Origin of the sequence: Paraburkholderia unamae (assembly GCF_003096875.1) — a bacterium.
Classification (GTDB): domain Bacteria; phylum Pseudomonadota; class Gammaproteobacteria; order Burkholderiales; family Burkholderiaceae; genus Paraburkholderia; species Paraburkholderia unamae.
The window spans coordinates 57,991-84,427 of record NZ_QEOB01000012.1; the positions used below are offsets into that span (position 1 = coordinate 57,991).

Consider the following 26,437-nt stretch of genomic DNA (forward strand, 5'->3'; position numbering starts at 1 on the left):
CGCCCGCCTCGCGGTTTTATTCCCGGTCGTCGTCAGAGGGAGGAGGAAAGGGGAAAAAGCGCCGCCGATGAAACGGACCCGGTCGCGCGCCGCCGTGCGTCGAGCAATGCGCGCGTATAGGCGTGCTGCGGCTGCGCGAACACGGCCGCGGTCGGCCCCGTTTCGACGATCTCGCCCGCGTTCATGACGAGCGCGCGCGAGCAGAACAGGCGCACGACGTCGAGATCGTGCGAGATGAACAGCATGGCCATGCCGCGCTCGCGGCGCAGCCGGTCGAGCGTGGCGAGCACGCCCGCCTGAACGGACACGTCGAGCGCCGCCGTCGGTTCGTCGAGCACGAGCAGGTCGGGGCCGCTCGCAATCGCGCGCGCGATGCATACGCGCGCGGCCTCGCCGCCCGAAAGCTGATGCGGCCGCAAGGCGAGGCGCGACAGCGGCAGGTCGACGGCGCGCGCGAGGGCCTCGACGCGCTCCCGGCGCGCCTCGCCGCCCACGTCATGGGCGAGCGCGCCGGCAATCGCGTCGAACGCGCGGCCGAGCGGATCGATGCTGTCGCGCGCGTCCTGAAACACGAACTGGATGCGCCTGCGCCACGGCGCTCGCGCGCACCGTCGCGCGGGCAGCGCGCCGATGTCGACGCCGTCGAAGCGGATCGTGCCCGCGTCGGGATCGTCGAGCCGGACCACCACGCTCGCGAGCGTCGACTTGCCGCTACCGGACTGCCCGATGACGCCGAGCGTCTCGCCGCGCGCGAGCGTGAACGACACATCGCGCAGCGCATCGGTGGGCCCCGCCGAAGTCCGATACCGCTTGCTCAGGCCCGCCACTTCCAGCAAGGCTGTCATCGTCGCGCTCCGGTTTCGATGCTGACCGGCTGCCAGCACCAGACGAAGCGATCGGCGCCCGACGTCACGACGGGCGGTGCGTCGGTCGCACAGCGCGCCTGCGCGAGCGTGCAGCGCGAATGGAAGCGGCACGCGGGCAATGGGCCGCGCAGATCGGGCAGGTTGCCGCGCACGCCTTGCAGCGCATGCAGATCGGCGGCGAGCACGGGCGTCGCGGCGACCAGCGCGCGCGAATACGGATGCCGCGCGCCGTGGAGGAATTCGGCGGAAGGCAGCACCTCGACAAGCTGGCCCGCATGCATCACGGCGATGCGGTCGCTATAGGCCAGCGCGGCCTGGAGGTCGTGCGTGATGAGCAGCAACGCCATCTCGCGGGTACGCCGCAACGCGAGCAGCAGGTCGAGCACCTGATGCTGCGTGAGCGCGTCGAGACCGGTGGTGGGCTCGTCGGCGATCAGCAGCCGCGGCTCGCGAGCGAGTGCCAGCGCGATCACGACGCGCTGGCACAGCCCCCCCGAAAGCTCGTGCGGATAAGCGCGCAGATAGCGCTCGGGCGGTGTCATCGCGACCTGTTCGAGCAGCGCGACCGCGTTCGCACGCCACAGGCGGCGAGGCAGGCGACGCGCGGCGAAGACATCGTCGAACTGCGCGCCGATCCGGCGCACGGGGTTCAACGCGCTGCGCGGACTCTGGAACACCATCGCCGCCGGGTGTGGCGACGATGCGTGCGTATCGGTATCGGCCCAGCGCAACTGGCCGGCCGTTTGCCGCAGGCCGCGCGGCAGGAGGTTCATGAGCGCGAGCGCCGTGAGCGACTTGCCCGAGCCGCTTTCGCCGATCAGGGCCACGACTTCGCCCGCCGCGATGCGAAGATCGATGCCGTCGATCAGCGCAGCGTGAGTCGCGTGAGCCGTGTCTGTTGCGAGTTCGACGCGCAATTGCTCGATGTCCAGCATCGGTGGGGGGGCGGTTCGCATCATCGGGTACGCGGGTCGAAGGCGTCGCGCAGGCGCTCGCCTGCGCCGTTGAGCGCGAACACGGCGAGGGCGAGCGCCAGGCTCGGAAACGTCGCGATCCACCATTGGCCCGTCATCATGTACGGCGCGCCTTCGCCGACCAGCACGCCCCATTCGGCTGCGGGCGGCCGCACACCCATGCCGAGAAAGGACAGTCCCGCGCTGTTCGTCATCGCCCAACCCAGGTTGACGGTCATCTGCGCGCACAGCGCGGGCAGCGCGTTCGGCAGCAGCAGGCTGAACAGAATGCGCGTGTTGCCCGCGCCTTGCAGCCGCGCGGCGCGCACATAGTTCGCGTCGCGCCGCGTGGCGATCTCGGCGCGGGCGAGACGCGTGTAGAACGGCACGTTGATGAGCGCGGTGGCAACAACGACGCTTTGCACGGAGTTGCCGAGCACGGCGACGAGCGACAACGCGACGACGAACAACGGAAACGCCATGCAGACATCGACCACGCGCTGCACCAGGCGGTCGATCCGTCCGCCGGCGAAACCGGAGGCCGCGCCCAGCACGCTGCCCGCCAGCGCCGCGGCGAACACGGCGCTCAACGCGATCGCCAGGTCGAGACGGGTGGCGACCACCACGCGTGCGAACAGATCGCGGCCGAGCGCGTCGGTGCCGAACCAGTGTGCCCGGGAGGGCGCAGCGAGCATATGCGCGACATCCGGTGTCGTGGGGTTCTGCACGACCCAGGGACCGGCGAGCGCGACGAGCGCCAACGCGGCGAGCGGCCATAGCGCGAGCGCGCGGCCCCGCGCCGCGTGGCGCACAGCGGCGCTTGCGGAGGGCGTGGACTGGCGCGCGAAGAAAAAACGTACGAGTTGCATCAGGATATCCGCGTGCGCGGGTCGATCCACTGCACGAGCAGATCGATGCAGAGGTTAAGGAGTGCGAAGGCAATGGCGACGAACAGCACGAAGCCCTGTAGCGGCGCATAGTCGGCGTTGCCCAGCGCATCGAGCGCGTAAGCGCCGATGCCGGGCCACGCGAAAATCTTTTCGACGACCACGTTGGCCGCGAGCATGTACGAGAACATCATGCCCGCCGCCGTGACGATGGGCGCGGCGGCAGGCGCGAGCGCGTAAGCGGTCAGTGCTTTGGCTCGCGGCAACGCCAGGCTGCGGGCGGTGCGCATCGGGTCGGCGGCGAGACTGGCGAGCAGCGCGGAGCGGGTGATCCGCACGATCGGCGGCAAGCCGAACAGCGCCATGCTGATGGCGGGCAGCATGAGCCGGCGCAGTGCGTCGAGGGTCGCGGCGGGGTCGCCCGCGAGCCATGCATCGAATGCGACGACGCCCGTGCGCACGGGCGGCGCGCTCAGCATCGGGTCGAGCCGCCCGGTCGGTTCCGGCGCCCAGCCGAGCCGGAAATAGAACACATAGATGAGCAGCAGCGCGACGAAGAAGGTCGGCAGGCAACTGCCCGCGCTTGACAGCGCGCGCGCGAAGCGGTCGATGGCGGAGCCGGGGCGGCAGGCCGCGGCGACGCCCAGCGCGAGGCCGCTCGCGAGTGCCAGCACGAAGCCGCTGATCGTCAGTTCGAGCGTGGCGGGCAGACGGTCGAGCAGTTCGTCGAGCGCGTCGCGCCCGGTCGTGAACGAGCGCCCCCAGTGACCGTGCACGAGGCCGTCGAGATACTGCCAGAGCTGGGTCGCGAGCGGCGCATCGGTGCCGAGGCGATGACGCAGTTCGGCGAGCCCTTGCGCGTCCGACTGCATGCCGCTCGCCAGTTGCGCGGCGGGGTCGCCCGGCAGCAGCCGCACGAGCATGAACGTGAAGATCGCGCAGACGAGCAGCACGGGCAACGTGACGAGCACGCGCGCCAGCAGCCTCGTGAGGAACGGGTTGCGCTTCATCGTGCGGACTCAGGCGCGCGTGAGCGTGCGAAAGTCCACCTGGCCGTGGATGTAGTAGGTGAAGCCGCGCAGGTCGTCGCGCGTCGCGACGTCGAACGAAGGCTGCCACAACGGCACGAGCGGCACATCCCGCGTGACGATCTGCGCGGCGTCGCGCATCAGTCGTTCGTAGCGGCCAGCGTCCGTTTCCCAGCGGGCGGCGTCGGTCAGCTTGACGAGTTCGGGGCTGTCGAACGAGCCGAAGTTCCAGCGCCAGTCGCCCTCGAAGAAGATCCGGTAGTAGTAGTCCGGATCGTTGAACCACGCCGACGACGAATCGATGAAGAACGCAAGGCGCTTTTCCGTTTCCAGCGCGCCCCACTGCGCGCCCGCCGCCTTGTCGAGCGTCACTTCCACGCCGATCGCCTTGAGCGCGTCCTGGATGAGCAGCGCGGCGGGCTCGGCAATCGCCGTGTCGGTCGCGTTGTAGCTGAGCGTCGTGCGAAAGCCGTTGGGGTGGCCCGCCTCCTTGAGCAGCGCCCGCGCGCGCTCGACATCGGTCGCATAGGGGTAGCGCTGCGGATAGTCGGCGCTCGGGGCCGCGCCCGATTGGGCGCCGAAAAGCGGCGTGCCCTTGCCGTGGTTCACGCCGTCGAACAATGCCTGATAAGGCAGCGCGAACGCGATGGCCTGACGCACTTTGGGCGAATCGAACGGCGCCTGCTTCGTGTTGAACGCGACGAAGCGAAACGTATTGGTGACGGGCACGGAGAGCGCGGCGACGCCTGGCTGCCCTTGCAGCGAGGCGAATTCGCGCGGCGCGAGCCCGAGCACGACGTCGGCATCGGCGCGTTGCAGCGCCGCCAGCCGGTTCGAAGCGCTCGGCACGGCCTGAACGAGCGCGCGCCGCACGAACGGCTGCGGGCCGCTGCGCCACGCGTCGAAACGCTCGTACGTCACCTGCTGGCCCGTTTGCCACGCGCCGACGCGGTACGCGCCGCCGCCGGCGGCATGGTTGCGCAGCCAGTTCGTGCCCCACGGGTCGGCGGCGTCGGCGTGCGCCTTGACGTCCGTTGCGTTGAGCACCGAAGCGAAGGTGAGCGCCAGGTTGGGCAGCGCGTAGCGGTCCGCGCGCGGCAGATCGATGCGCAGCGTTTGCGCGTCCACGACGACGAACTGGGCGGGATCGGTCAGCGATCCCGTGGCGAGTTGGCGTTTCGACGCCGGCAGCGTCACGGCCCGATCGAGCGACCATTTCACGTCGCCGGCGGTCACGGGGCGGCCGTCATGAAACGTCGCGTCGCGCCGCAGATGGAAGACGAGCGAGCGAGCGCCGTTGGTGCTCTCGAACGATTCGGCCAGTTCGCCTTTCAGGCGCGCGTAGTCGTAGCGATACGCCTGCAACTGACGGCCCGTGGACGAGTCGAGCGGTTTGCGCTCGAAGGCGACGAGGCGGTCGTACACGTTGGTGAAGACGCCGAGCGACTCCTTCGCGACACCGTCGCCATGCGGGTCGAGCGAGTTGCCCGAGCCCTCCGCGAGCACGCGAACGATTTCGCGCCGCTGCGGGGCGGGCGAGGGCGCGGCGTGGCCGGACGACGGCAGGAGGCCGCTGAAAGCGGCGCCCGCCGCGAGCCCCGCGTGGCCCGTTTGAAGCAGGAAACGGCGTCGATGCATCGATGTCATGGTCGTTTTGATGGCGCGTGTTTGCCGTGTAGCCGGCGTGTGAATGATGAAAATCGAAGCCGTCGCGGCGGGTTACAGCGAGGCGTGGCGCGCGGGTTCCGCGCCGTTGAGCCAGTGCGAACCGACCGCGTGATACTTCCAGCGCACCGGGTCGTGCACGGTGTGAACGCGCGCGTTGCGCCAGTGGCGGTCGAGTGCGTGGCTGCGCAGCGCCGACTGGCTGCCGCCGAATTCGATCAGCGCCGTCGCGGCGTCGAGCGCGAGTTCCGTCGTCAGGATCTTGGCTTCCGCCACCGCAATGGAGGCGGCCGTCACGCCTTGCGCACCCGTTTCGGGGCACTCGCGTGCGGCGTCGAGCAGAAGCGCGCCGCGCGTGAGTAGGGCTTCCGCCGCGTGCAGACGGACCACGAGCGCGCCCACCTTGCTGAGCGTGAGCGGATCGTCGCTTGCGCGCGTCACGCCGCTGTCCGCCCACGGGCGCGCCTTCTGCGTGAGCCACGCGTGCAGGTCGCGCAACGCCGCCCGCGCGATGCCGAGATCGATGGCGGCGTGCAGCAACTGCGCGAACGGACCGTGGATGGTCGGCGGCGAGAACAGGCGGTCGCGCGGCAGCACATGGAGGGCGTCGACACGGACGTTGTCGGCGAGCACGGTGCCGCTCGCCGTGGTGCGTTGCCCGAAACCGTCCCAGTCGTCGATCACGTGCAGCCCCGCGCTGTCGCGCGGCACGTAGGCGAGCCACTGGCGGCCCGCGTCGTCGGTTGCCGCAACGGGCACCCAGTGCGCGAACAGCGCGCCCGTCGAGTAGGCCTTGCGGCCGTTCAGCCGCCAGCTACCGTCGGCGTCGCGTGCGATGCGCGTATGCATGGCTTTCGACGTCGGCGTGCCCGTCTCCGACACGGCATTGCCGATACGCTTGCCTGCAAGCACTTCCGCGAAAAAGAACGCCTGCTGACGCGCGTCGCCGATCAGGCGCACGGCATCGACCAGGCAATAATGGTTCTGCGGGATCTGGCCGATCGACGGGTCGGCCTCCGACACGATCGCGACGACCTCCGCGAGCGTGACGTGCGAGACGCCGGCCCCGCCGTGCGATGGCGGCACGGTGATGCCCCACAAGCCGGTGGCCGTGAACGCCTCGATCTCCGCGTGCGGCAGCCGGCGCTCGCGGTCGCGCGCCACGGCTTCGCCCGCAATCGACTCCGCGAAACGGCGCGCGGCTTCCAGCGCCTCGACATCGCTTTTGATGGTGAGAGGCGCGACGGCCCGCGACCGGTCGAGATCGGTGGAACCTTGGGAGAACGAATCTTTGGCGGGAAGCGTGGAGGTGGTCACGGAATGTCTGGGGTGGAAGTCGGGAAAGCGGCGTGCTGAGGGGCCGTGCGGCCAGGATGGTGGTGCGGCAGACGGTTCCGGCCGTGGCCGAACAGCTTCTCGCGGTACGTACCCGGCTCGTAGGCGGTCTTGAAGCGCCCGCGCGTCTGCAATTCGGGCACCAGCAGCGAAGCGATATCGCGAAAGCACTGCGGCGTCACGGTGCGAACGAGGTTGAAACCGTCGATGCCGGTTGCGTCCGCGTAGGCAATCAAGGCGTCCGCGACTTCGGCCGCGCTGCCGACGACGGGATCGAACTTGCCGCCGAGCGGCATCCGTTCGAGCAGCCCGGCGACGGTGACGGGCTCGCCCGCGCGAGACAGCCCGGCGACGGCGGACTGGATGGCGTTGCCCGCCTGCGCGACGATGGGTTCGTCCGGTGCGTAGCGCGAGAAGTCGATGCCCGTGGCGCTCGCCAGTTGCGCCAGCGCCGCCAGCGGTTGCGCATAGCGGCGATAGCTGGCGTTGCGCGCCTGCGCCTCCTTGCGGGTCGGCGCGACGATCACGACAACGCTGGAGAGCAGCCGCACGTCGCGACGCGAACGTCCGTGTTCTGCCAGCAGCGTTTCGATGCGCCGCACCTTCGACGCCGTGGCTTCGACACCGTTGTTCGGCAGAAAGAGGCACTCCGCGTGACGCGTCGCGAAAGCGAGCCCGCGCGGCGAAGCGCCTGCCTGATACAGCACGGGCGTGCGCTGCGGCGACGGCTCGCTCAGATGAATGGCTTCGAACGGATAGTGCGGGCCCTCATGACGGATCGCACGAATGCGCGAGGCGTCGGCGAAGCGCCCCGTGGCGCGGTCGCGCAGCACGGCGTCGTCGGCCCAGCTGTCTTCCCACAGGCGATACAGGCCGCTCACGTAATCGTCGGCATGGTCGTAGCGCGCATCGTGCTGACCGGCGCTTTGCGCGCCGCTCGCACGGGCCGCGCTGTCGAGAAAGCCGGTCACGATATTCCAGCCGATCCGCCCTTTACTCAGATGATCGAGCGTGGAGAACCGGCGTGCGAACAGATACGGCGGCTCAAGACCCGTTTGAGCGGTCACGCCGAAGGCCAGATGCCGGGTGGCGGCGGCCATGGCCGCCACGATCGGTATCGGGTCGTTCACGGGCGTCTGGACAGCGTGCGTGAGGGCCGTGCGCGGGCCGCCGCCGTAGACGTCGTACACGCCGAGCGCGTCGGCGAGAAAGAGACCGTCGAACAGCCCGTCTTCGAGCGTGCGCGCGAGATCCAGCCAGTAGTCGATATCCGTATAGCGCAGCGCCTGGTCGTCGGGGTGCGCCCACAGACCATGCGAAAGATGACCCACGGCGTTCATCTCGAACGCGTTCAGTATCAGCTTGCGCGACGCACGATGTTCAGGCGCGTTCAAAACGGACGGCTCCCGGCCAGGCTGATGCGCTTGAGCACGCGCCGCTCGCCCGAGTCGAAGTCGTCGCGGCCATGCAGCGTGATCTGGTTGTCCCAGAACACGATATCGCCGACGCTCCAGCGATGCCGGTAAGCAAAGCGCGGCGACAGGATGTGCTCGCGCAGTTGCGCGATCAGGTCCGCGCCCGCATCCGGATCGTAGCCGACCAGTTCGACTTCGGTGCGCGCGCCGAGGTACAGCAGCTTGCGTCCGCTGTCGGGATGCGTGCGCACGAGCGGGTGGTCGATGAATGGCCGCAACGGTTCGATGCCGGGACGCCGATAGAGCGGAAACCCCTCGGGCAGCGGATGCTTGCGGCGCAGGAACGGGTTGTAGGTGATGAGGCGCAGGCGGTCGAGGCGCTCGCGCAATGATTCGGATAACGAATCATAGGCGGCCGCGAGGTTGTACCAGGTGGTGTCGCCACCAGCCTGGGGCACTTCGAGCGCGTACAGCAAGGAACCCGACGATGGCAACGGCGTCCAGTGATGGTCCGAGTGCGCGGGCAATTCGATGTTGCCGAGCACGCCGTCGTCGACGTTCGAGACGAGCACGATTTCCGGCACGGTGCCGTCGTCGCTGGAAGCGAGCACGGGAGCGTCGGCCGGCGGCGCGTAGACAGACCCGAACGAGGTCGCCAGTCGTTTGAACGCCGCGTCGTCGAGCCGCTGATGCTTGAAGATCAGGATGTGATGATCGAGCAGGGCGCGCTTGAGCGCGAGGATCTGCTCGGGGCGCGCGTCGAGGCTGCCATCGAATCCCAGTACCTGGGCGCCCAGCGGCGCATCGACAGGCGCTATCTGAAATCCGGCGTTTGCTGCGTGATCGGCAATGTGCGTTGTCATGTCGGGCAAAGCGGTGCAAGCGTGGCGAGAAGGAAGGCGAGTGTAAAGAGCCTGCCGCGCGCGTCCAAATGACGGATCGCGATATCTAAACAGGCAAAATGCGGCAAAACGTCCACGGTTGCGCGACTGAACGTCCGATACGCAACGATGGCTGCGGCGATGGATTGCACGAACGCGAATCCGGCGAAATAACGCATGCAGGCGACGCTGCGGCGTCGAAAATGCATCTGGGAATTTTGCGGGCGCCTGTTGTAAAAGCGGCGCCGTATATGCTTAGCAGCTATCGTTCGTTGCGCGAAGCATCGTGGCGTGGGTATGCTGGACGGTTTCATTCGTCAATTCACGATCATGAGTATCGACCGATCAGCAGGGCAGCCGTTGGCGCAGCGCTTCGATCCCGTGTTTGCGCGGATCGAATCAGGCACCGTGGCGCGGGAGCGCAGCCGCGAACTGGCGCACGACGCCGTGCAGTCGCTGAAGGCGTCGGGGTTCACCGCGTTGCGCGTGCCGCAGGCGTATGGGGGGGCGGGCCTGTCGTTCGCGCAGTTTTTCCCGTTGCTGAGCCGGCTTGCCGCGGCGGATTCGAATCTTCCGCAGATCCTGCGCGCGCATTTCAGCTTCATCGAACAACGTCTGGAGTCGAACGACGAGACGGCTCGCAAGCGTTGGTTCGAGCGCATCGCGCGTGGCGAGGTGATCGGCGCGGCCACTTCCGAGCGCAGCGGCGTCACGCATAACTCCGTGACGCTGCTGCCCGACCCGGTGTCGGGCAAGCTGCAACTGAATGGCGAGAAATACTATTCGACGGGAACGCTGTACGCGGACTGGATCAGTGTCGCCGCGCACGACGACCAGTCGGACCTCAACGTCGTCATCCCCGCGCAAGTGCCGGGTGTCGCGCGCCTGGACGATTGGGACGGCTTCGGGCAGCGCCTCACCGCGAGCGGGACGACGCGATTCGACGCCGTCGCCGTCGACGAAAGCTGGATCGTCACACGCTATGACGCTTCGCAGCCCCGGCGCAATTCGCTGATCACGGCGTTTCTGCAAACGGTGCATCTGGCCACGCTGGCGGGCATCGGGCAGGCGGTGCTGCGCGACAGCATCACGTTCGTGCAGGGCCGCACGCGCACGTTCGGTGTGCCGGGCCAATCGAGCCCGCGCGAGAATCCGCTGGTGCAGCGAACCGTGGGTCGGATCGCGAGCCTGGCTTATTCGACGCAAGGCATCGTCGAGCGGCTTGCGCGCAGGCTGGACGAACTGCAACGCAAGCGTGCGGAAAGCACCGCGACGACGGACGACTACATTGCCGCCGACGTCGAGACCTTTCAGGCGCAGCAAATCGTGATCGAGCAGACGCTCGAAGCGGCGACGTTGCTATTCGAAACGGGTGGGGCGTCGGCCACGAGCGAAACGCTGCGTTTCGACCGGCATTGGCGCAATGCGCGCACGCTGGCTTCGCACAATCCGGCGGCGCAGCGCGAGGCGGCGATCGGCGACTACTACCTGAACGGCAACGCCCCCGAAGAACGCTTCAGTCAGGCGCATGCGAGCCAGGGGCGCGGCGCGCGCGTAAGTGCGTAAGTGCCTAAGTCCCCAAGTCCCCAAGTCCATAAGCGACGGGGGAGGCGGTGAAGCTTGCCCGTCCGTCCGGGCCGATCTGGCACAGACGGACGGCAAGTCTCACGCCACTGCGGGCGCGATCATTTCGTCGCGATGTGGGCGGCAGGCGGAACGAAGGCCGGCATCGAGTCTTCCCAACGGCTGTCGGTCAGCATTTCCTTGTCCGAGCCATCGGGGTTCATCGACCACACCTGCCCGTACGGCTGGAACGAATTGTCGTAGAGCGCGGATTCGTCCTTGAAGCCATATTCGCTGCTGTTCCACAGGATCTTCTTGCCGTCCCAGCTCCAGACCGCATGCGCGTCCGATGCCGGGAAGTTCGTCAGGCGGCGCAGTTCGGTGCCGTCCGACTTGATCGTGAAGATGTCGAAGTTGCCATCCTTCTGCTTGCGCGTGAACACGATGCGGTCGTCGGCGGGCGACCAGCCGGGCACGTTGTCCCAGTCGGTCGTCAGCACGCGCACCTTGCGGGTTGCGAGGTCCATGATGCGCAGCCCCTCGTCGCCCTTGGCCCAGGAGCGGTACACCATCTGCTTGCCATCGGGCGAGACGCTCGCAAAGCCGGTGTTCGAGGTGGGCGAGGTGAGATCCTGAACGCCGGTGCCGTCACGGTTGATCAGCTTGACGTTGGCGACGTTCTGGTCGCGCGTGCGCCAATAGCCGCCGAAGCTGAAGACGAGCGACTTGCTGTCGGGCATCCATGACGGGGTGAGCGCAACGCCGATCATGTCGCCGCACTGGCCCGACGGGTTCTTGCCGGCGGCGCATTTCGTGGTCGACTGAAACACCAACTGCTTGTTGGTGCCGTCGGCATTCATGATCACGAGCGACGTATCGATGTCCTTGTTGGAGAGGGCCAGCGTGCCGTCCCTGGCGAACATCGGAAAGACGTCCGTGTAACGGTATTCGTACCTGGAATTCCAGCTATAGAGCGGCGTGTTCTGCGCGAGCGGCAGGTTGTCGATCCGCTCGTAGACGACCTGCTTGCCGTCCTTGCTCCACGACGGCTCGCGCAGGTTCGGGGGGAACGGCTTCGGGCCGTCGGAGTACATGATCCCGGTCGTTTGCGCGGACTTGGTGCTGTAGCCGAAGCGGCCGTCCGGCAAGAACTGCGGATTGAGCTTGACGCCCGGGCCCGAGGTCAACTCGCGGGACTGGCCGGTTGCCACGTCGATCGCCACGATCTGCGAGGTCGCCTTCATCGACAGTTGATCCACGCGCGACAGCCAGCTCACCTCCACATCGCCCTGGTAGGCGATTAGCTGCTTGCCGTCCGCCGACCACCTGGGCGAACCGGTCATCACGCCCTCGGGCGACAGCCGCTTCAAACCGGTGCCATCGGGATGCACGATATACACGGAGAGTGCTTGCAGATGCTCCCAGGCGGCGCCCTTGTCGTGCGATTTCCATTCGGTGTTGCGATCGGACGAGAAGGCGATCCACTGGCCGTCGGGCGACCACGAAGGGCGATAGAAGCCGTCCGGCTTCATCGGGTCGCCTTGAATCGGCGCTGCGCCGGTCAGGTTGGTCAGCTTGCGGGTGGCGAGGTCGAGAATCCAGATATTGGCGCGATGCGAGCCGCGGTCCGACATGAAGGCGACATAGCGATTGTCGGGCGACATCGACGCCTGGTCGTCCACGGCCGGATCGTCGGTGAGGCGCTCAAGCGCGCTGCCGTCAGTGCGCATGCGATAGATATCGGACTGCCCGCGTCCTTCGCGCTCCGAAGTGAAAACGATCCACTGGCCGTCATCGGAAAAGCGCGCGTTGTAGTCGAATCCGGATGAGCCCGGCAACGCGTGCGCGCCGGTGCCGTCGGCATTTGCCACGTACAGCACGGACTTCGTCGGGCCGATGCGGTTGAACAGCATGACGTCCTTGGCCTGCGCCACAGCCGAGGCGAACAGGCCGATCGAACAGGTGAGACCTATGATCAAATTTTTCTTACGCATCTGGGCATACTCTTTTTGAAGTGATGGGATTTCATGCTGAAACGGGGTGAAACCGGCGCGCCGATATCACCGGCCTGGCTTGTGGGCGCAAGGTGATTTCGTTTGCAGATCGGAGCGCCGGGCAACGCAGCGGAGCGAGCCGTACCGGCATCGGTGTGCGATTGGCGCCGGATGGATGGCGGCGCAACCGCATTCACCGAAGCAATCGCCGGGCGATTAACTGGAAAAAATAGTCGGCATGTCTCTTCGTTCGTTCTTGTTGACGCGATGTGGCATCGGTCTTGCCGCACTTTGCGCTGAGGGAAATGAAAAGGCCCGGTAAAAAAAGTACATTTGCCAGGACTTTTCTGGCTGGCCAGTTGGCTTTTTGATATTTCGCAAAAATCGGGGCCGCGACTTCCCCGCCCGCCAGGGCCCGGCGCGCTGCCGGTTGGCGTCCGCGCCGATTTGAAGGCGCAATCCTAAAGTTCCCTGCATTGCCGGCCGTAAACGTAGCTGGGCGTTCACGCGGCTGCGGTTCCGTCATCGCCCGGGTCAGGTGGAAGGACGCTGCCTGGAACGGGAGAGCCGGGCTGGGCGGGTCGCTGCTCAACCCTTGAACACATGATTGACACGACCGGCCACGCGGCCGGGGCGCGGCATGACAGGCGGTGATACAGGTGAATTACCGGAAGGAAATCTACTCTTTGCCGCGCGGCAGACTGGCCCGCTGGCTGACCGCACCCGGTCAGGACGCGCCTCACGAGATTCGCGTCGCGCTGGTCGGCACCCTGTTTGGCACGCTGCCGATCTTCTTTGGCGGCGTGTCCAACACGGTGGCGGTGGCCTGGGTGCTGGCGCGGCGGCATCCGACCTTGCCGTTCAAGCTGTGGTTCATCGCGGAGATCGCGGTATGCGCGCTACGGCTGGTCGTGCTCGTGTATTCGCGGCGTCGCGCGGTGCAGGGCCAGACAACGCCCACCGACCTCTATGTTCTGCTCGCGCCTTTGTGGGGCGCGACGGTCGGCTACGGCGCGTTGGTCACCGCGATGAGCGGGGACTGGGTATCGGCCACACTGGCCTTTCTTTCCGCTGCCGCGATGGTGGGCGGAATCTGCTTCCGCAATTTTGCGGCGCCTCGACTGGTGGCCGTGATGATCTGCCTGTCGCTCGGTCCGTGCTGCATTGGCGCGCTGCTGGGCGGCGAACCGGTTCTTCTGCTGACGCTGCTGCAAATTCCCTTCTACGTGTTCGCGATGAGCGTGGCCGCGCGCCATCTGAACGCGTTGCTCATTTCGACGATGAAGGCGGAGCGCGAAAACAGCCACCGCGCACGGCACGACACGCTGACCGGACTCCTGAATCGGGACGGCCTGTTGAGCGCGGCCTGCCGTACGGGGGCGTCGCCCATCAAGGCGGGCATGACCGCGTTCTTCGTCGATCTCGACGGCTTCAAGTCGATCAACGACGCACACGGCCACGAGGCGGGCGACCTGCTGCTCGCCCAGGTGGCCACGCGTCTCACGACGCTCGCGAGCAAGGGCGCGCTGGTGGCGCGTATCGGGGGCGATGAATTCGTCATCGTGGACCCGCGCGTGGATGCCGCGCCGGACGACTGGGCCACGCTGGCGGCGGATGCGATCGAGCGGCCCTTCGACCTCGCGCCGGGACTGCGCGTGAGCGTGGGGGCGAGTGTGGGCTTCACACAGGTGGCGGCGGACGAGCCCGATGTCGATCTCGTGTTGCGCCGTGCCGATCTGGCCATGTATGCCGTCAAACGCAAGAAGGCGCTCAGGGAGGAGCGTTGCTAGTGGCCTTGCCGGACAGCTTGCCTTTGCGCGCCTGAGCGTTCGATGGCTTGACGGTGCCTCGGCCATGAAGCGGCCATGAAGCGCGCATTTCGTCGCCGGTCGTTGACGATGATGAGCGCCGACGGCTTTTTTTTGACGCGTTGACGTCAAAAAATTTTTCCCTTAACTTCGAAACCGTCAAAGGCAGCGCTCCTCTGTTCACATAGAGGATATCGGGTTGGCGTGCCCGTCCAGCAAAAAGGTGATCGCGATGAGCGACAACCCTGTTGGGCCGGCGAATGCTTCTACGGCCCCGACAAGCGACGGTGTGGCACCCCTGACCGTCATCAGGAATGCCTGCGTACTGACGATGGATCCTGCATGCCCGCAGTATGGCCGCGCGGACATCGTCATCGAACACGGCAAGATCCGCGAAATCGCCCCGGATGCGTCACGAGGCATTGGCGATGCGCATCTCGTGATAGACGGCAGCGGACAGCTTGTCATGCCGGGCCTGATCAACGCGCATTTCCATTCGCCGACGAACTTCCTGAAGGGCGCGCTGGACAGTCTGCCGCTCGAACTCTTCATGCTCTACGAAGTGCCTGCGATTCCCGACGCAGCGGTATCCGCCCGCAGCGCCTATGTCCGCACGCAGATCGGCGCCGCGGAAATGCTGAAGATCGGCGTCACTTCGGTGCAGGACGATGCGTTCTTCCTGCCGACCCCGAGTCATGCCGAAATCGACGCGGTGATGAGCGCCTATCGCGATATCGGTATTCGGGCGACGGTGGCGCTCGACCAGCCCAACCTGCCTGAAATCGCCAAGCTTCCGTTTCTCGGCGACCTCGTTCCCGCCGGACTCCGGGCGCGGCTCGAAGCCCCCGCGCCCATGCAGACGGACGACCTGCTGCGTCACTATCGCTATCTGATCGAGACGTGGCATCAATCCAGTGACGGACGGCTGCGCGCCGCGGTGTCCTGTTCGGCGCCGCAGCGCGTGAGCGTCGATTATCTGCGAGCGCTCGACGCACTCAGCCGCACACACGATCTGCCGTTTTACATCCACATGCTGGAGACTCGCTTGCAGCGCGTGTTTGGCGAAGTGTGCCTGAACGGCCGCTCGCTGATCCAGTATGTCGACGACCTCGCGCTGCTGTCCGAACGCATGAATGTGATCCACGCCGTGTGGATCGACGACGACGATATTGCGCTGCTGGCGCGATCTCGTGCCCAGGTGATTCATAACCCGATCAGCAATCTGCGGCTCGGCAGCGGCGTCATGCCGTTCCGGCGGCTTTCGCAAGCGGGGGTTCCGATTGCGCTCGGGTCCGATGAAATCATCGCGGACGATGCGGTCAACCTGTGGTCGGTCATGAAAACGGCGGCGCTGATTCATACGATCGGCGATCCGAATCCCGAATCGTGGCCCGTAGCGAGCGAGATCCTTCAGTGCATGTTCAGGGGCGGCGCGACCGCGATGCGTCAGGCACACCGGCTTGGCCGTCTTGCGGCGGGTTTCCAGGCCGATCTGATCATGCTGGATCTGGATACGCTGCCGTTCACGCCGCTCAACGATATCGCGCGCCAGCTCGTGTATGCGGACGCAAGCCGTGCGGTCGTCATGACGATGGTCGCGGGGCAGGTGGTGATGCGCGACGGCAAGCTACAGACCATCGACGAATCGGCCCTGAGACAGGAGGCCCGCGCCATCATGGCGGCCGCTGCCGGGCAGCGCGACACCTTGATGCGCGACGCCGCCGAATGGCTTCCCCATTACCGCGCGATGTACCAGAAGTCGCTTGCTGTCGATGTGCGCATGAATCGTTGGGTCGGCGACGCCGATCCAGCGCGTAGCTGATCTTTCCCCTTCGCCGTTCCCATTCTGCTAATTCGTTAGGAATACCACTCATGTCAAAACGACTCAATCATCGGGGCAGCGCTCGTGCGGCGATGCTCGCCTTCGCACTGGTCGCCGCCAGTCAGGCCGCTCACGCCGAGGACAAGACGATTCGCGTGATCTGCAATAACTGGTCAGGCTTCGCGCCGGTTTTTGTGGCGAACGATCTTGGCTACTTCAAGAAGCTGGGGCTGAATGTGTCCGTCAAGTTCGACGATGAACAGGCCGACGCGCTCGCAGGCATCGCACACGGCGATATCGAAGTCGACATGCGCACCGTCGACGACTATCAGCGTCGCCCGCGCAGCCCCTCGACGCCGGGCGTCATGATCGGCACGATCGACGAGTCCAACGGCGGCGACGGCGTGGTCGCGGACGGCTCGATCCAGAAGGTCAGCGACCTGAAGGGCAAGGTGGTGGCGATGGAAACGGATATTCCCGCGTATCTCCTGCTGCAACTCGAACTGAGCAAGACCGGGCTGAGCTACAAGGACATGACGGTCAAGCAGACTGCGGGATCCGATGCGCTATCGGTGTTTTCGGACCGCAACGTTGCCGCGATAGGGACGTTCCAGCCGTTCATGAACAAGGCAGTCACACTGGGCGAGAAACGCGGCGCTCATATTCTGGTTTCATCGGCAAGCTATCCGGGTACGATTGTCGATGCCATTATCGTCAACCAGTCGAAACTCAAGGCCGACCCGCTCGCCTACAAGAATTTCCTGATCGGCGTGTACAAGGCGATTGCGTATTACAACGCCAAGCCCGCCGACTTTATCCGTCTTGCCGCGCCGCACTTTAGCCAGAGCGAAAAAGACTTCAAGGCGAGCATCGATGGAAGCCTCTCCTATACGTCGCTCGACACCGCGAAGCAATATTTCGGCGCGGCCGGGCAGCCGGGTTCCATCTACAAGACTTTCGATACGCTGATGAAGCTGAATCTTGCGAACGGCGCATCGGACCATACGCTGTCGGCCGCCGGTTCATTCGACGGTTCGGCTCTGCAATCCATTTCGGCCGCCGACCTCAAGTGAACAAGCCGCTTCAGAACGCCTTCGCCTTTCGTGGCAGCATCAGCCGCCTGGCCAACGTTCTTGTTGGCCTGGGCGCCAGCTTCGCAGTCTTGCTGGTGTGGCAGGTGTCGTCATGGAAAGGCTGGGTCGATCCCACTTTTCTGCCGTCGCCCATCGAGATCGCCCGCAGCCTGTGGACCATGACCCTCGAAGGGCAGATCGTCGGCAACGCGCTGATTTCGATCGGGCGCATTCTCGCGGCATTTGCGTTGTCGGCGGCAATGGCGATTCCCATCGGCCTGTTGATGAGCAGCTATCGTCCGATCAACGCCGCGCTGGAACCGATCGTGGACTTCATCCGGTACTTGCCGACACCGGCGCTGGTGCCGATCAGCATTATCTGGTTCGGCGTCGGCGAGGAAACCAAGATCTTCCTGCTGTGGCTGGGAACGTTCTTCCAGCTGGTCCTGCTCGTGGTCGACGACGCCAATCGCGTTCCCCACGAATACATCGAGATCGCGCGTACGCTCGGCGGCCGTCCGTTCCAGATTCTCACGGATATTGCCTGGCGATCGATGCTGCCCAATCTGGTTGACAATTTGCGCATTACGCTCGGATGGTGCTGGACCTACCTGATCATTGCTGAAATCGTGGCGTCCGATAGCGGCCTCGGCTTCGTCATCTGGAATGCGCGCCGTTACATGCAGACAGATCAGGTCATGGCCGGCGTCTTCGTGATCGGCATCATCGGGCTCGTGAGCGACCAGATGATTCGCGCGCTACATCGGCGGATGTTCCGCTATCTCAAGAGTGCTGATTAATGAACATTCGAACGACAGAGTATCTGGTTTTCGACGGGGTCACGAAACAGTTCGGTGGCTTGCCGGTCGTCGAAAAACCCTTCGATCTGACGATCCCGAGAGGCCAGTTCGTTGTATTTCTCGGACCTTCCGGTTGTGGCAAGACGACCCTGATGCGCATGTCAGGCGGACTCGACACGCCGAGCACCGGCGAAATCCGTCTTGAGGGTGAGCCGGTCGGCAAGCCCGACCAGCGGCGCGGCATGGTGTTTCAATCGTATTCGTCGTTTCCGTGGCTGACCGTCGGCCAGAACGTGGCCTTCGGCATGCGCTACCGGGCCGACCTTGGCAAGGAAGAGAAGCGTCGCCGCACCGATTATTATCTGCGCCTTGTCGGCCTTCATGAATTCGCGGACACCTTCCCGAACAGGATATCGGGGGGCATGCGCCAACGGGTGGCCATCGCGCGAACGCTGGCCGCGGGCTCCGAAGTGCTTCTGATGGACGAACCGTTTGGCGCGCTTGACGCGCAGCGGCGCGAGCAGCTTCAGGTGGAACTGCGCCGTATTCAGAGCGAGGAGGCGCGCACCGTGATCTTTGTCACTCACGATGTCGAGGAAGCCGTCTTCCTTGCGGACCGGATCATCGTGTTTTCACGGCGACCCGCACGGGTGCTGGAGGACATCGATGTCACGTCTCACCTGGGCGCCACGCGCACGTTGGCGTTGCGAGACAGCGACACGTTCTTTCATATGAAGACGCGGATCAATCAGACGGTGCGTGCGATGGCGGAGAACATCTAGCAAAGCGACAAGTCAGGATCGGGCCTGTGTAAAAATACATTGGTGTCCTGAACGTATTCAGCGCCTGGTTTCCGTGTGGCGTTTGCGGCGGTTCGTTGAAGACGTTGACCGCTTGCGCGATATGCTGTCCACCTTCTCCAGCGCGAAAATCTGCTCGCGCAGCCACCTCACCGCAGGATCGTTGTCGTCGCGAATATGCCACGCGAGAGATAGCCGATACGGTTCGCAGGGGAACGGCAGATCGAATATATCGACGACATCCAGGCAGCGGGAGAGGAGCATGCGCGGGAGCGTGCACACGCAATCGGAGCCGGCCAGGATGTCCGGGATCATGCCCGCCTGCGGCACGGCAAGGATCGTATTCCTGCGCTGGCCAAGCGCTTCGAGATAACCGTCCATATATCCCCGGAAATTGTCGCGGTCGGGCGAGACGACGACGTGACGCATCGCGCAATACGTCTTGAGGTTCAGCGGCCGCTTTCCACGAGGGTGGTGCTTGCGCTGCGCCATGACGAACGGCTCCTCGCGCAGCACTGCCGCAAGCAGGCCGCCTGGAATGGCGCGCTCCGAGTCGATGAGCACGTCGAATTCGCCTTCTTCCATGAATCGCCCGATGCGTTCGGGCTCGCTCATGCTGAAGGCGATCCTCACGTTGCCGCTCGTCTGCGACGCCATGTGCGCGGCAAGCGGCGCGCCCACGGCGATCATGGCGTTGTCGCCGAGCGCGATGCGGAACACCCGTTGGTCTTTTGCGGGATCGAACGTAAGTTCGGTTTGCACCACCGCGCCCAGCGTCTTGAGCGCCGAGCGCAGGGGGCCGTGCAACGCCAGCGCGCGTGCGGTCGGATTCATGCCCCGGCCCTTTTGCAGCGGGACCAGCAGCGGATCGTCGAACAGGTTCCGCAGGCGGGCGAGCTGCGCGGAAAGCGCCGGCTGGCTGATGTGCAGCCGCGCTGCCGCCTTCGTCACATTGCATTCGGCGAGCAGCACGTCGAGCGAGACCAGCAGGTTGAGATCAATGCGCGTCAGATCCATGACCTATCCATCACAGTTATGCGAGTGATAATAACAAACGATTTCATGGATTGATGTGCGCCGCCTATAGTGAGTCGTGTCAAGCGAACACGAGGAGGGCGACATGGGAAGCCAAAGGGTTTTGATTACGGCGGGCGCATCGGGCATTGGACGCGCCATGGCGCATGCCTTCGCACAAAACGGCGCGAGCGTGGCGGTGATCGACATCGACGAAGCCGCGCTCAAGATGCTCGCCGCGGAGTTGCCAGGCGTCGAAACATTCAAGTGCGATGTGTCGAGTCGAGTCGAGATCGAGCAGGTGGTGCCGCAAGCCATCGGCGTGCTCGGCGGTCTGGACGTGCTCGTGAACAACGCGGGCATCTCGGGACCGACGGCCCCGGTCGAAAGCTTCGATCCCGACGCGTGGGACAAAGTCATGCAGATCAATCTGGGGGGCACGTTCAACGTGACCCGTCTTGCGATCCCGCATCTCAAGCAATCGGGTGCGGCGTCGATCATCGTCATGTCGTCGGTGGCGGGCCGGTTCGGCTATCCCAATCGCAGCGCGTACTCGACCAGCAAGTGGGGACTCATCGGCTTCACGAAGACCTTGTCGCGCGAACTGGGGGAATGGGGCATTCGCGTGAATGCGATTCTGCCGGGCGCCGTGGCGGGGCAGCGCATCGAGAACGTACTCGCGGGGCGCGCGAAGCTCAGCGGCCGTCCGGTCGAGGACGAGCGGCGCGAGGCGATGTCACTGCAATCGTTGCAGCGTTTCGTCGACCCCAACGACATTGCCGCCCTCGCGCTCTTTATCACCTCGGACGCGGGCAAGTCGATCTCCGGCCAGTTGCTCCCCATCGACAACGACATGCAGCAGGCGTCGTAAATCTTCGAACACAGGAAATGATGTGATGAAAGCCACTTTGCGTGAACAACTGATCGGCGCCTGGAAACTGGTCTCGTACGTCGAGGAACCTGTCGACGGCTCCGGCACGCTCTATCCTTTTGGCGAAACGCCCCAAGGCATCATCATGTACACGCCGGACGGCTACATGTCCGCGCAATTGTGCCGCCAGGAGCGCATGCCCTTTGCTTCCGGCGACTGGTTCAAGGGGAGCGCGCAGGAATACGAGGCGCAGGGCAGCAGCTATATCGCCTATACCGGGCCGTTCGAGGTGGACGAAGCGACGCAGTCGCTCACCCACTCGATGTTCATATCGCTGTTCCCCAACTGGATTGGCCAGACGCAGCCGCGTGTCGTCAAGATTGAAGGCAACGTGCTGAGCCTGAGCACGGCCAGGCCGATCAACTCCGGCGGCAAACTGGTCAACTCTTATTTGCGCTGGCGGCGCGCCGGTGCGAACTGAGTGCGCGAGACCGCGCGTTGGCTGCGCTCAGCAGGCAATGCGCGCCCGGCAAAAAGCCCTTCTCCGTCTGGAAGAAGGGCTTTCGATAAAACGGTGCGTGAGCGCAATGGCTTACTGACCGAAGTACACGGGCTTCAGGCCGGTCACGGGCGCGGGGGGCGCTCCGGATGCCGACGTCCCGCTGATCACGCCGCCATAACTGCTTCCGCCGTTCTGCGCGGCCACGCGGGCTTCGGCCGCCTGGATCTCGGCCGGATACGTTGCGTTGTCCCCGTCGCCGACGCGATAGCCGGCCTGTTCGAGCTGGACGAGCTCGGCGCGGACTTGCTCAGTCGTCACTGGGCCGTTCGATTGAGCGAGCGAGATGGCCGGAGCGGCCATGACAGTCAGGACAACGACAGTTTGAACAAGGGTTTTCATGATGCGCTACCTCCAGCGATTGCCACGTAGGGTGCGGCGAGCGCTCTTGCATGCAACCGGCTTCAACGATCCATCGATGCCGTGAAGCAGGAGACATTCAGGAGAACTGGCCGCACTTCCGACCGACCTGGGCGGCCGGAAAGCCGCCCAGTAACGGGAATGCAAGCGACGAATACAAGCGACGAACGCGAGCGGCGCCAAGGCAAGCCGTTTCGCTTCGCTGATTTCCTCCTGTATCGAACGGGCCTCGCTCGGGGCGTGTATGGCAGCTTCGAGCGAGACGGGGTTGAACCTATGCAAACGATGGGCGGTTGAGGGGCGCTACAGCGTTGGCGTCACGCCCGGAAACTCCACGTGGCTCTCTACGCGCTTGATGCCGGGCACGCCCTCGGCCGCGATGCGGATCGCGCGCTTTTCCTCGTCGGACTCGATCACGCCCCACAGATGCGCGACGCCGTCCTTGACGAGCACGCCCTGTTTGGGCAATCCCCAGCGCTGCCCGCGCATTTCCCGCACGATCGCGTCGCGCAGGCTCGCATCGTCATGCGCTTGAGCGTCCACGCGCGATTCGACGCTGGCGAGCGCGCGAATCAGATTTGCCCGGCACACGATGCCGACGAGCTTGCCTTGCCTGAGCACCGGCACGCGTTTGAGGTGGCGGCGCTCCATGAGGTCGGCGATCTGCTGGAGGGGCATGTCTTCGGCGATTGAGATCACCGCGTCGCACATGACGTCGCCGACGAAGCGACCGTGCTCTTTCACATACCTCGCCGCCTGGTCGCGCGGGGACGACGCAAGCGCTTCTACCCACCACGGGCGCCTGCTGTGCGCTGTGCCGTTCTCCACGCGATGCAGCAGGTCCCGATGGCTGACGATGCCCACCACCTGTCCGCGGTCGTCGACGACCGGCATGCCGCCGATATGGTTGTCGACGAACAGCTTTGCCGCGTCGTGGATCGTCATGTCCGGTCTGGCGGTGACGACCGACGTAGTCATGATGTCGAATGCGCGCATGATCGCTCCTTCGGCGTGCCGAGGCGTTCGGGTTCAACGAGCTGATGCGATATTCCGTTTGAGGGCGCTTCCCTGGTGAAAGGTGCGCGGTGAACGGTAATTTGCATACCGTCGACGGATGACGGGTGGTGACGTCGCGGGTAGTCACGCCACCAACGGGTCCACGTGGGTGCATGGACAGTGCCAGCTGGCTGGCACGCCGATAGTTACGACTATATGCGCCGACCCCATGCGCATGAATCAGGTGTCCGTCCTAAAAGCGTCTAGGGGATCGCCTTATTCGACGCACGGGCTCAGCCCGAATGGCGCTTTAACCGTATTGGCGTGATTCACGCTATTGGCTCTCGATCCACTGAATGGCGAACCGCGTGAGCTCCTTGCCGTTGCGGATATTGAGCTTCTCCTTGATATTGGCCTGATGCGCTTCGATGGTCTTCACGCTGCGGCTCAGCTTCTCCGCAATTTCGCGGGTGCTGAAGCCGAGCCCGATCAGGTGCAGCACTTCGAATTCCCGTTCCGAAAGACTGGCGATGGGACCTTCGGGTTGTTTGCGAGGGACGGCCAGCGCGCGCGCCAGCTTCTCATGCATGGCGGCGCTCATGTAGATATTGCCGGCCAGCACGTCGCGAATGGCGCCCACGACATGATCCGTGGCCTCGAGTTTCATCAGATACCCGTTTGCCCCGCAGCGCAGGGCGCGTTCGGCAAACAGGCTTTCGTCGTGCATGCTGAGGACGAGAATGGCCAGGTCCGGATATCGATGACGCAGCGTCTTCACCAGTTCGAGGCCGGAGTCCGTTTGCAGGCTGATGTCCACGATGGCGACATCGGGCCCGCACTCCATCGCCGCGAGCGCTTCTTCGGCGTTGCCGGCGGCACGGCAAACATGCAGGTCCTCTTGCAGATTCAGCAACAGCGTCATGCCGTCCCGGATGATGGGGTGATCATCCACGATCAGGATTTGAGTCGCGCGTTGAGAGCTAGCGCGTTGCCTGGGCATGGCCGGAGCCCTCCGGTAGCGGATAGCTGATGGCGACGGTGGTGCCGCCCAGACCGTTGCGGGACACGGTGCAGGAGCCGCCCAGCAGGCTCGCGCGGTGACGCAGGTTGTGCAGCCCGAGACCCGAGGCGCGCTCCATGTCTTCGTGGTCGATGCCGACGCCGTCGTCACTGATCGACAGCGTCTGCTGACCGCCCGAGCGCTCCAGGTCAATCCAGATGCGCTGGCCGTGACAGTATTTCAGCGCGTTGTTGACGGCTTCCTGTGCCGCACGGTACAGGTTGATTTGCAGCAGCGGGTCCAGCAAGTCCACATCCGGCGCGATGCTCAGCACGCAATCCACGCCGTTGAGCGCGCGCGCCGTCTCGGCCAGTCCGTGCAGCGCGGCCGCAAGGCCTCCGTATTCCATCGCCACGGGGTCCAGTCCGTGGGCGATCCTGCGGGTCAGCAAGGACGCCTGCTTCACCAGGCCGACTACGATGGTGGCGTCGGCGGCGGCCGGGTGGCCCTGCGTCTGAAGCTTCTGGTTCAAGGCGGCGCAGTACAGGCCGAGGCTCGTCAGGTGCTGCCCGAGTCCGTCGTGCAACTCCTGGCCGATGAGCCGCTGTTGCTGGTCGCCGATGCGGATCAGTTCCCCTTCCAGCAGGCGGCGGCGCACGATCTCTTCCTTGAGTTCGTTGTTGGCTTTCTCCAGGTCCTCGGTTCGCGCCTGCACGCGTTGCTCCAGTTCGATATGGGCTGCCCGCAGCAGGTCATGGGCGCCCCGCTCCTGGGCGCGCGCCGCCGCGAGCAGCAGTCCCGTTGCCGCCACGACGTTGGCGAAAGCGCACCACCTCACGAGGCTGTCCACAGCCGATGCGGCGGCGAACGGCCCGGTGCCGTGGGTGGTGCCCCAGATGGCCACGGCCGAGATCGTCAGGGTCACGATGCTCGCACCGAGGCGATCGAAGCGCAGCGCCGCCCAGATGATGAACGGGAAGATCGCGAGCGCCGCGGGATAGTAGCCGTGCCCGGCCAGTTGCGGCGCGCCGAAGATGAGGTAGCTCACCCAGCAGGTCACGGCAAGCAGTCCGCACGCTTCGACGGCCCGCTGCCTGGAGCGCACCGGGTTCGAATAGGCGAGGACGCTGAAAAGGGACGGCGCCATGACGAGAACCCCCATCATGTCGCCGAGCCACCATTTCAGAAAGGCCGCCCCGTAGCCCTCGGCCGGCACGAGGCCGCCTCCCAGCAGGGCGGTCGTGCCGATCACCGCACTGATCGATGTGCTCGCCACGGCAGCGAGGCCGATGAACGCCAGCACGTCGTTGATGCGGTCAAGGCTGATCTGGAATCGGGTCGCGCGCGTCAGCAGCAGGGTTGCCGTCAACGGTGCGAGCATGGACCCGATGCCGATTGTCGCGGCCACAGCGACCGGCACGCCCACCGAGACATTGGCGAGGAAGGAGCCGACGGCAATGCCGGGGGCAACCGCCATGCCCATGGCGAGCAGCGCAACGAGCGCGATGCCGCTGGAAGGCCATACCAGAGAGATCGCACCGCCCACTACCGCATAGGAAAGGCCTAGCTTCGCACCTGCGAAATACGCCGATGCAACAATTCCGGTGTGCAGGAAGAGGCCGAACCTGGAATGGTACCGAATGGTAATCATGGTTCGCTTCAAACGCAGAAGCCGGGGGACCAGGAGCGTGAATGTGCCTTTCAACGAACGTTCGAACTTCGCGTCGCTGTTGTGTCGCTTGTTCTATTCACTCCCGGCCGGTCTTGTTCGCGACCTGACATCTTGATTGTGGTGGCACCCACCGCGTTAATCAAACACTACAGAGCGCGCCTCGTGCATCGAGGTCATGCATGCATCGATGCATCAAGCCCGCACACGTTCGGCACGCCCTGCGCACGCACGGAATCATCACGGTCGCGATATCGCGGCGAGCGCCGTCATTCACACGGCAACGGACTTTACATGTTGTTACCGTCGCGCGGCGCACGTGCGCGCGGGCTTTCCGTATACTCCGGCGCAACCGCTTTTCCAATTGCGCTTGCCATGCACGGCGCGGCGGCAATGCAAACTACACCGTGATGCCCATGCTCTCTACCCGTTCCGTTCTCGCCGCAGCGCTGGTTGCCGCTGCAAGTCTTTCGTTGTCCGCATGCGTTGCTCCGGGCTACACGCCTTACGGCGCGCAGCAGGGCTATCAAGGGCAATATGCAGCGCCGGCGTATAGCCAGCCCGCGTACGCGCAACCCGGCACCGTGCAGCAACCCGCCTATGCACCGCCGCCCGCGCCGCAACAGCCATATGACACGCAAAACAATGGTCAGTACGGTTCGCAATACAACTCGCAATACGGCAATCAAAATGGCTCGCAGTACGGCGCCCAGTACGGCACGATTTCGAGCATCCGGCCCCTGAGCAACGCCACGGGCACATCGGGCATTGCGGGAACGGTAGTCGGCGCGCTGGTTGGCGGCGTGCTCGGCAATCAGGTCGGCGGTGGCCACGGCCGCGACGCCGCGACCGTCATCGGCGCGCTCGGCGGCGCCTACGCAGGCAACCAGATCGGCCAGCAGATGGGCCAGCCCGCGGGATTCCAGATCGACGTGCAGTTGAGCGACGGTTCAGTGCGCGCGTTCAATGTGCCGACGCCTGGCGACCTGCGCCCCGGCGACCGCGTGCAAGTCAACGGCAGCCAGCTTGCGCGCTACTGATTGCGGCTTGCGGATACCGCCGGCCATGCGCGTTGTCG

24 protein-coding genes are annotated in these 26,437 nt (G+C 65.1%); 9 read left to right on the top strand and 15 right to left on the bottom strand.

Translation table 11 applies throughout. The features are described from left to right. Positions 1–32 precede the first annotated feature (32 nt). From C7402_RS24270 to C7402_RS24310, 9 genes are all read right to left on the bottom strand, one after another. Positions 33–845 (bottom strand): ABC transporter ATP-binding protein, encoded by an 813-nt coding sequence (locus tag C7402_RS24270; RefSeq protein ID WP_116612444.1) that lies wholly within the window; start codon positions 843–845, stop codon positions 33–35. After that, complete coding sequence (locus tag C7402_RS24275) at positions 842–1,825, bottom strand: ABC transporter ATP-binding protein (RefSeq protein ID WP_165841984.1); 984 nt, start codon at positions 1,823–1,825, stop codon at positions 842–844. Before C7402_RS24275 ends, C7402_RS24270 begins: the two co-directional genes overlap by 4 nt. After that, positions 1,822–2,688 carry an ABC transporter permease gene (locus C7402_RS24280; RefSeq protein ID WP_112175145.1) on the bottom strand — a complete coding sequence of 289 codons (867 nt, stop codon included), beginning with the start codon at positions 2,686–2,688 and terminating at the stop codon, positions 1,822–1,824. Before C7402_RS24280 ends, C7402_RS24275 begins: the two co-directional genes overlap by 4 nt. Next, positions 2,688–3,716, bottom strand: coding sequence for an ABC transporter permease (locus tag C7402_RS24285; RefSeq protein WP_116612446.1), 1,029 nt, complete (start codon positions 3,714–3,716; stop codon positions 2,688–2,690). Before C7402_RS24285 ends, C7402_RS24280 begins: the two co-directional genes overlap by 1 nt. A gap of 9 nt (positions 3,717–3,725) precedes the next feature. Next, the gene (locus tag C7402_RS24290) at positions 3,726–5,372 is read right to left on the bottom strand and encodes an ABC transporter substrate-binding protein (protein WP_224044738.1); all 1,647 of its coding nucleotides are present in this window, start codon (positions 5,370–5,372) and stop codon (positions 3,726–3,728) included. 81 nt (positions 5,373–5,453) lie between these two features. Beyond that, the gene (locus C7402_RS24295; RefSeq protein WP_165841985.1) at positions 5,454–6,716 is read right to left on the bottom strand and encodes an SfnB family sulfur acquisition oxidoreductase; all 1,263 of its coding nucleotides are present in this window, start codon (positions 6,714–6,716) and stop codon (positions 5,454–5,456) included. Beyond that, on the bottom strand, positions 6,713–8,128 hold the full coding sequence (locus C7402_RS24300; protein ID WP_244314924.1) for an NtaA/DmoA family FMN-dependent monooxygenase: 1,416 nt from the start codon (positions 8,126–8,128) through the stop codon (positions 6,713–6,715). The genes C7402_RS24295 and C7402_RS24300 overlap by 4 nt, the downstream gene beginning before the upstream one ends. Continuing rightward, entirely contained in the window at positions 8,125–9,012 is an 888-nt protein-coding gene (locus tag C7402_RS24305) for a TauD/TfdA dioxygenase family protein (protein WP_116612448.1), read from the bottom strand. The genes C7402_RS24300 and C7402_RS24305 overlap by 4 nt, the downstream gene beginning before the upstream one ends. Then, positions 9,009–9,239: a hypothetical protein gene (locus C7402_RS24310; RefSeq protein WP_116612449.1), complete on the bottom strand. Its 231-nt coding sequence runs from the start codon at positions 9,237–9,239 to the stop codon at positions 9,009–9,011. Before C7402_RS24310 ends, C7402_RS24305 begins: the two co-directional genes overlap by 4 nt. A 121-nt stretch (positions 9,240–9,360) precedes the next feature. On the opposite strand from C7402_RS24310, the gene C7402_RS24315 reads away from it, so the two are divergent. After that, on the top strand, positions 9,361–10,596 hold the full coding sequence (locus C7402_RS24315) for an acyl-CoA dehydrogenase family protein (protein WP_116612647.1): 1,236 nt from the start codon (positions 9,361–9,363) through the stop codon (positions 10,594–10,596). Positions 10,597–10,715: 119 nt separating this feature from the next. Here C7402_RS24315 and C7402_RS24320 read toward each other — a convergent pair whose 3' ends face one another. Next, positions 10,716–12,587 carry a PD40 domain-containing protein gene (locus tag C7402_RS24320; RefSeq protein ID WP_116612450.1) on the bottom strand — a complete coding sequence of 624 codons (1,872 nt, stop codon included), beginning with the start codon at positions 12,585–12,587 and terminating at the stop codon, positions 10,716–10,718. A gap of 659 nt (positions 12,588–13,246) precedes the next feature. Between C7402_RS24320 and C7402_RS24325 the strand changes: the two genes are divergently transcribed. The 5 genes from C7402_RS24325 to C7402_RS24345 all read left to right on the top strand — a co-directional run bounded on the left by C7402_RS24325 (position 13,247) and on the right by C7402_RS24345 (position 18,872). Next, complete coding sequence (locus C7402_RS24325; RefSeq protein WP_116612451.1) at positions 13,247–14,377, top strand: GGDEF domain-containing protein; 1,131 nt, start codon at positions 13,247–13,249, stop codon at positions 14,375–14,377. 349 nt (positions 14,378–14,726) lie between these two features. Then, positions 14,727–16,217: an amidohydrolase family protein gene (locus C7402_RS24330; RefSeq protein WP_208948993.1), complete on the top strand. Its 1,491-nt coding sequence runs from the start codon at positions 14,727–14,729 to the stop codon at positions 16,215–16,217. Between the two features lie 50 nt (positions 16,218–16,267). Next, positions 16,268–17,290: an ABC transporter substrate-binding protein gene (locus tag C7402_RS24335; RefSeq protein ID WP_116612452.1), complete on the top strand. Its 1,023-nt coding sequence runs from the start codon at positions 16,268–16,270 to the stop codon at positions 17,288–17,290. Then, positions 17,287–18,090: an ABC transporter permease gene (locus tag C7402_RS24340; protein ID WP_112175137.1), complete on the top strand. Its 804-nt coding sequence runs from the start codon at positions 17,287–17,289 to the stop codon at positions 18,088–18,090. Before C7402_RS24335 ends, C7402_RS24340 begins: the two co-directional genes overlap by 4 nt. After that, positions 18,090–18,872 carry an ABC transporter ATP-binding protein gene (locus tag C7402_RS24345; protein ID WP_112175136.1) on the top strand — a complete coding sequence of 261 codons (783 nt, stop codon included), beginning with the start codon at positions 18,090–18,092 and terminating at the stop codon, positions 18,870–18,872. The genes C7402_RS24340 and C7402_RS24345 overlap by 1 nt, the downstream gene beginning before the upstream one ends. A gap of 57 nt (positions 18,873–18,929) precedes the next feature. Here the strand turns inward: C7402_RS24345 and C7402_RS24350 are convergent, their stop codons facing one another. Continuing rightward, on the bottom strand, positions 18,930–19,907 hold the full coding sequence (locus C7402_RS24350) for a LysR family transcriptional regulator (protein WP_116612453.1): 978 nt from the start codon (positions 19,905–19,907) through the stop codon (positions 18,930–18,932). Between the two features lie 103 nt (positions 19,908–20,010). Here C7402_RS24350 and C7402_RS24355 point away from each other — a divergent pair, with 103 nt between their 5' ends. Continuing rightward, positions 20,011–20,775 (top strand): SDR family oxidoreductase, encoded by a 765-nt coding sequence (locus C7402_RS24355; RefSeq protein ID WP_116612454.1) that lies wholly within the window; start codon positions 20,011–20,013, stop codon positions 20,773–20,775. Positions 20,776–20,800: 25 nt separating this feature from the next. Further along, on the top strand, positions 20,801–21,256 hold the full coding sequence (locus C7402_RS24360) for a lipocalin-like domain-containing protein (protein ID WP_116612455.1): 456 nt from the start codon (positions 20,801–20,803) through the stop codon (positions 21,254–21,256). Between the two features lie 111 nt (positions 21,257–21,367). Here the strand turns inward: C7402_RS24360 and C7402_RS24365 are convergent, their stop codons facing one another. The 4 genes from C7402_RS24365 to C7402_RS24380 form a co-directional block, all read right to left on the bottom strand. After that, positions 21,368–21,676, bottom strand: coding sequence for a DUF4148 domain-containing protein (locus C7402_RS24365; protein WP_116612456.1), 309 nt, complete (start codon positions 21,674–21,676; stop codon positions 21,368–21,370). 321 nt (positions 21,677–21,997) lie between these two features. Beyond that, entirely contained in the window at positions 21,998–22,690 is a 693-nt protein-coding gene (locus C7402_RS24370) for a CBS domain-containing protein (RefSeq protein WP_112175131.1), read from the bottom strand. Positions 22,691–23,024: 334 nt separating this feature from the next. Continuing rightward, positions 23,025–23,690 carry a response regulator gene (locus tag C7402_RS24375; protein WP_116612457.1) on the bottom strand — a complete coding sequence of 222 codons (666 nt, stop codon included), beginning with the start codon at positions 23,688–23,690 and terminating at the stop codon, positions 23,025–23,027. Continuing rightward, positions 23,671–25,395, bottom strand: coding sequence for an MASE1 domain-containing protein (locus C7402_RS24380; RefSeq protein ID WP_244314925.1), 1,725 nt, complete (start codon positions 25,393–25,395; stop codon positions 23,671–23,673). The genes C7402_RS24375 and C7402_RS24380 overlap by 20 nt, the downstream gene beginning before the upstream one ends. Before the next feature lie 371 nt (positions 25,396–25,766). On the opposite strand from C7402_RS24380, the gene C7402_RS24385 reads away from it, so the two are divergent. Further along, positions 25,767–26,399: an outer membrane lipoprotein gene (locus C7402_RS24385; protein ID WP_112175128.1), complete on the top strand. Its 633-nt coding sequence runs from the start codon at positions 25,767–25,769 to the stop codon at positions 26,397–26,399. Positions 26,400–26,437: the final 38 nt, after the last annotated feature.

Excerpts from the sequence above, each read along its gene's own strand:
- C7402_RS24375 (WP_116612457.1), bottom strand. The coding sequence starts at position 23,690 with ATGCCCAGGCAACGCGCTAGCTCTCAACGCGCGACTCAAATCCTGATC.
- C7402_RS24275 (WP_165841984.1), bottom strand. The coding sequence starts at position 1,825 with ATGATGCGAACCGCCCCCCCACCGATGCTGGACATCGAGCAATTGCGC.
- C7402_RS24290 (WP_224044738.1), bottom strand. The coding sequence starts at position 5,372 with ATGCATCGACGCCGTTTCCTGCTTCAAACGGGCCACGCGGGGCTCGCG.
- C7402_RS24330 (WP_208948993.1), top strand. The coding sequence starts at position 14,727 with ATGGATCCTGCATGCCCGCAGTATGGCCGCGCGGACATCGTCATCGAA.
- C7402_RS24360 (WP_116612455.1), top strand. The coding sequence starts at position 20,801 with ATGAAAGCCACTTTGCGTGAACAACTGATCGGCGCCTGGAAACTGGTC.
- C7402_RS24335 (WP_116612452.1), top strand. The coding sequence starts at position 16,268 with ATGTCAAAACGACTCAATCATCGGGGCAGCGCTCGTGCGGCGATGCTC.
- C7402_RS24305 (WP_116612448.1), bottom strand. The coding sequence starts at position 9,012 with ATGACAACGCACATTGCCGATCACGCAGCAAACGCCGGATTTCAGATA.
- C7402_RS24310 (WP_116612449.1), bottom strand. The coding sequence starts at position 9,239 with ATGCATTTTCGACGCCGCAGCGTCGCCTGCATGCGTTATTTCGCCGGA.
- C7402_RS24285 (WP_116612446.1), bottom strand. The coding sequence starts at position 3,716 with ATGAAGCGCAACCCGTTCCTCACGAGGCTGCTGGCGCGCGTGCTCGTC.
- C7402_RS24320 (WP_116612450.1), bottom strand. The coding sequence starts at position 12,587 with ATGCGTAAGAAAAATTTGATCATAGGTCTCACCTGTTCGATCGGCCTG.
- C7402_RS24350 (WP_116612453.1), bottom strand. The coding sequence starts at position 19,907 with ATGGATCTGACGCGCATTGATCTCAACCTGCTGGTCTCGCTCGACGTG.
- C7402_RS24345 (WP_112175136.1), top strand. The coding sequence starts at position 18,090 with ATGAACATTCGAACGACAGAGTATCTGGTTTTCGACGGGGTCACGAAA.
- C7402_RS24315 (WP_116612647.1), top strand. The coding sequence starts at position 9,361 with ATGAGTATCGACCGATCAGCAGGGCAGCCGTTGGCGCAGCGCTTCGAT.
- C7402_RS24355 (WP_116612454.1), top strand. The coding sequence starts at position 20,011 with ATGGGAAGCCAAAGGGTTTTGATTACGGCGGGCGCATCGGGCATTGGA.
- C7402_RS24270 (WP_116612444.1), bottom strand. The coding sequence starts at position 845 with ATGACAGCCTTGCTGGAAGTGGCGGGCCTGAGCAAGCGGTATCGGACT.
- C7402_RS24280 (WP_112175145.1), bottom strand. The coding sequence starts at position 2,688 with ATGCAACTCGTACGTTTTTTCTTCGCGCGCCAGTCCACGCCCTCCGCA.
- C7402_RS24365 (WP_116612456.1), bottom strand. The coding sequence starts at position 21,676 with ATGAAAACCCTTGTTCAAACTGTCGTTGTCCTGACTGTCATGGCCGCT.
- C7402_RS24370 (WP_112175131.1), bottom strand. The coding sequence starts at position 22,690 with ATGCGCGCATTCGACATCATGACTACGTCGGTCGTCACCGCCAGACCG.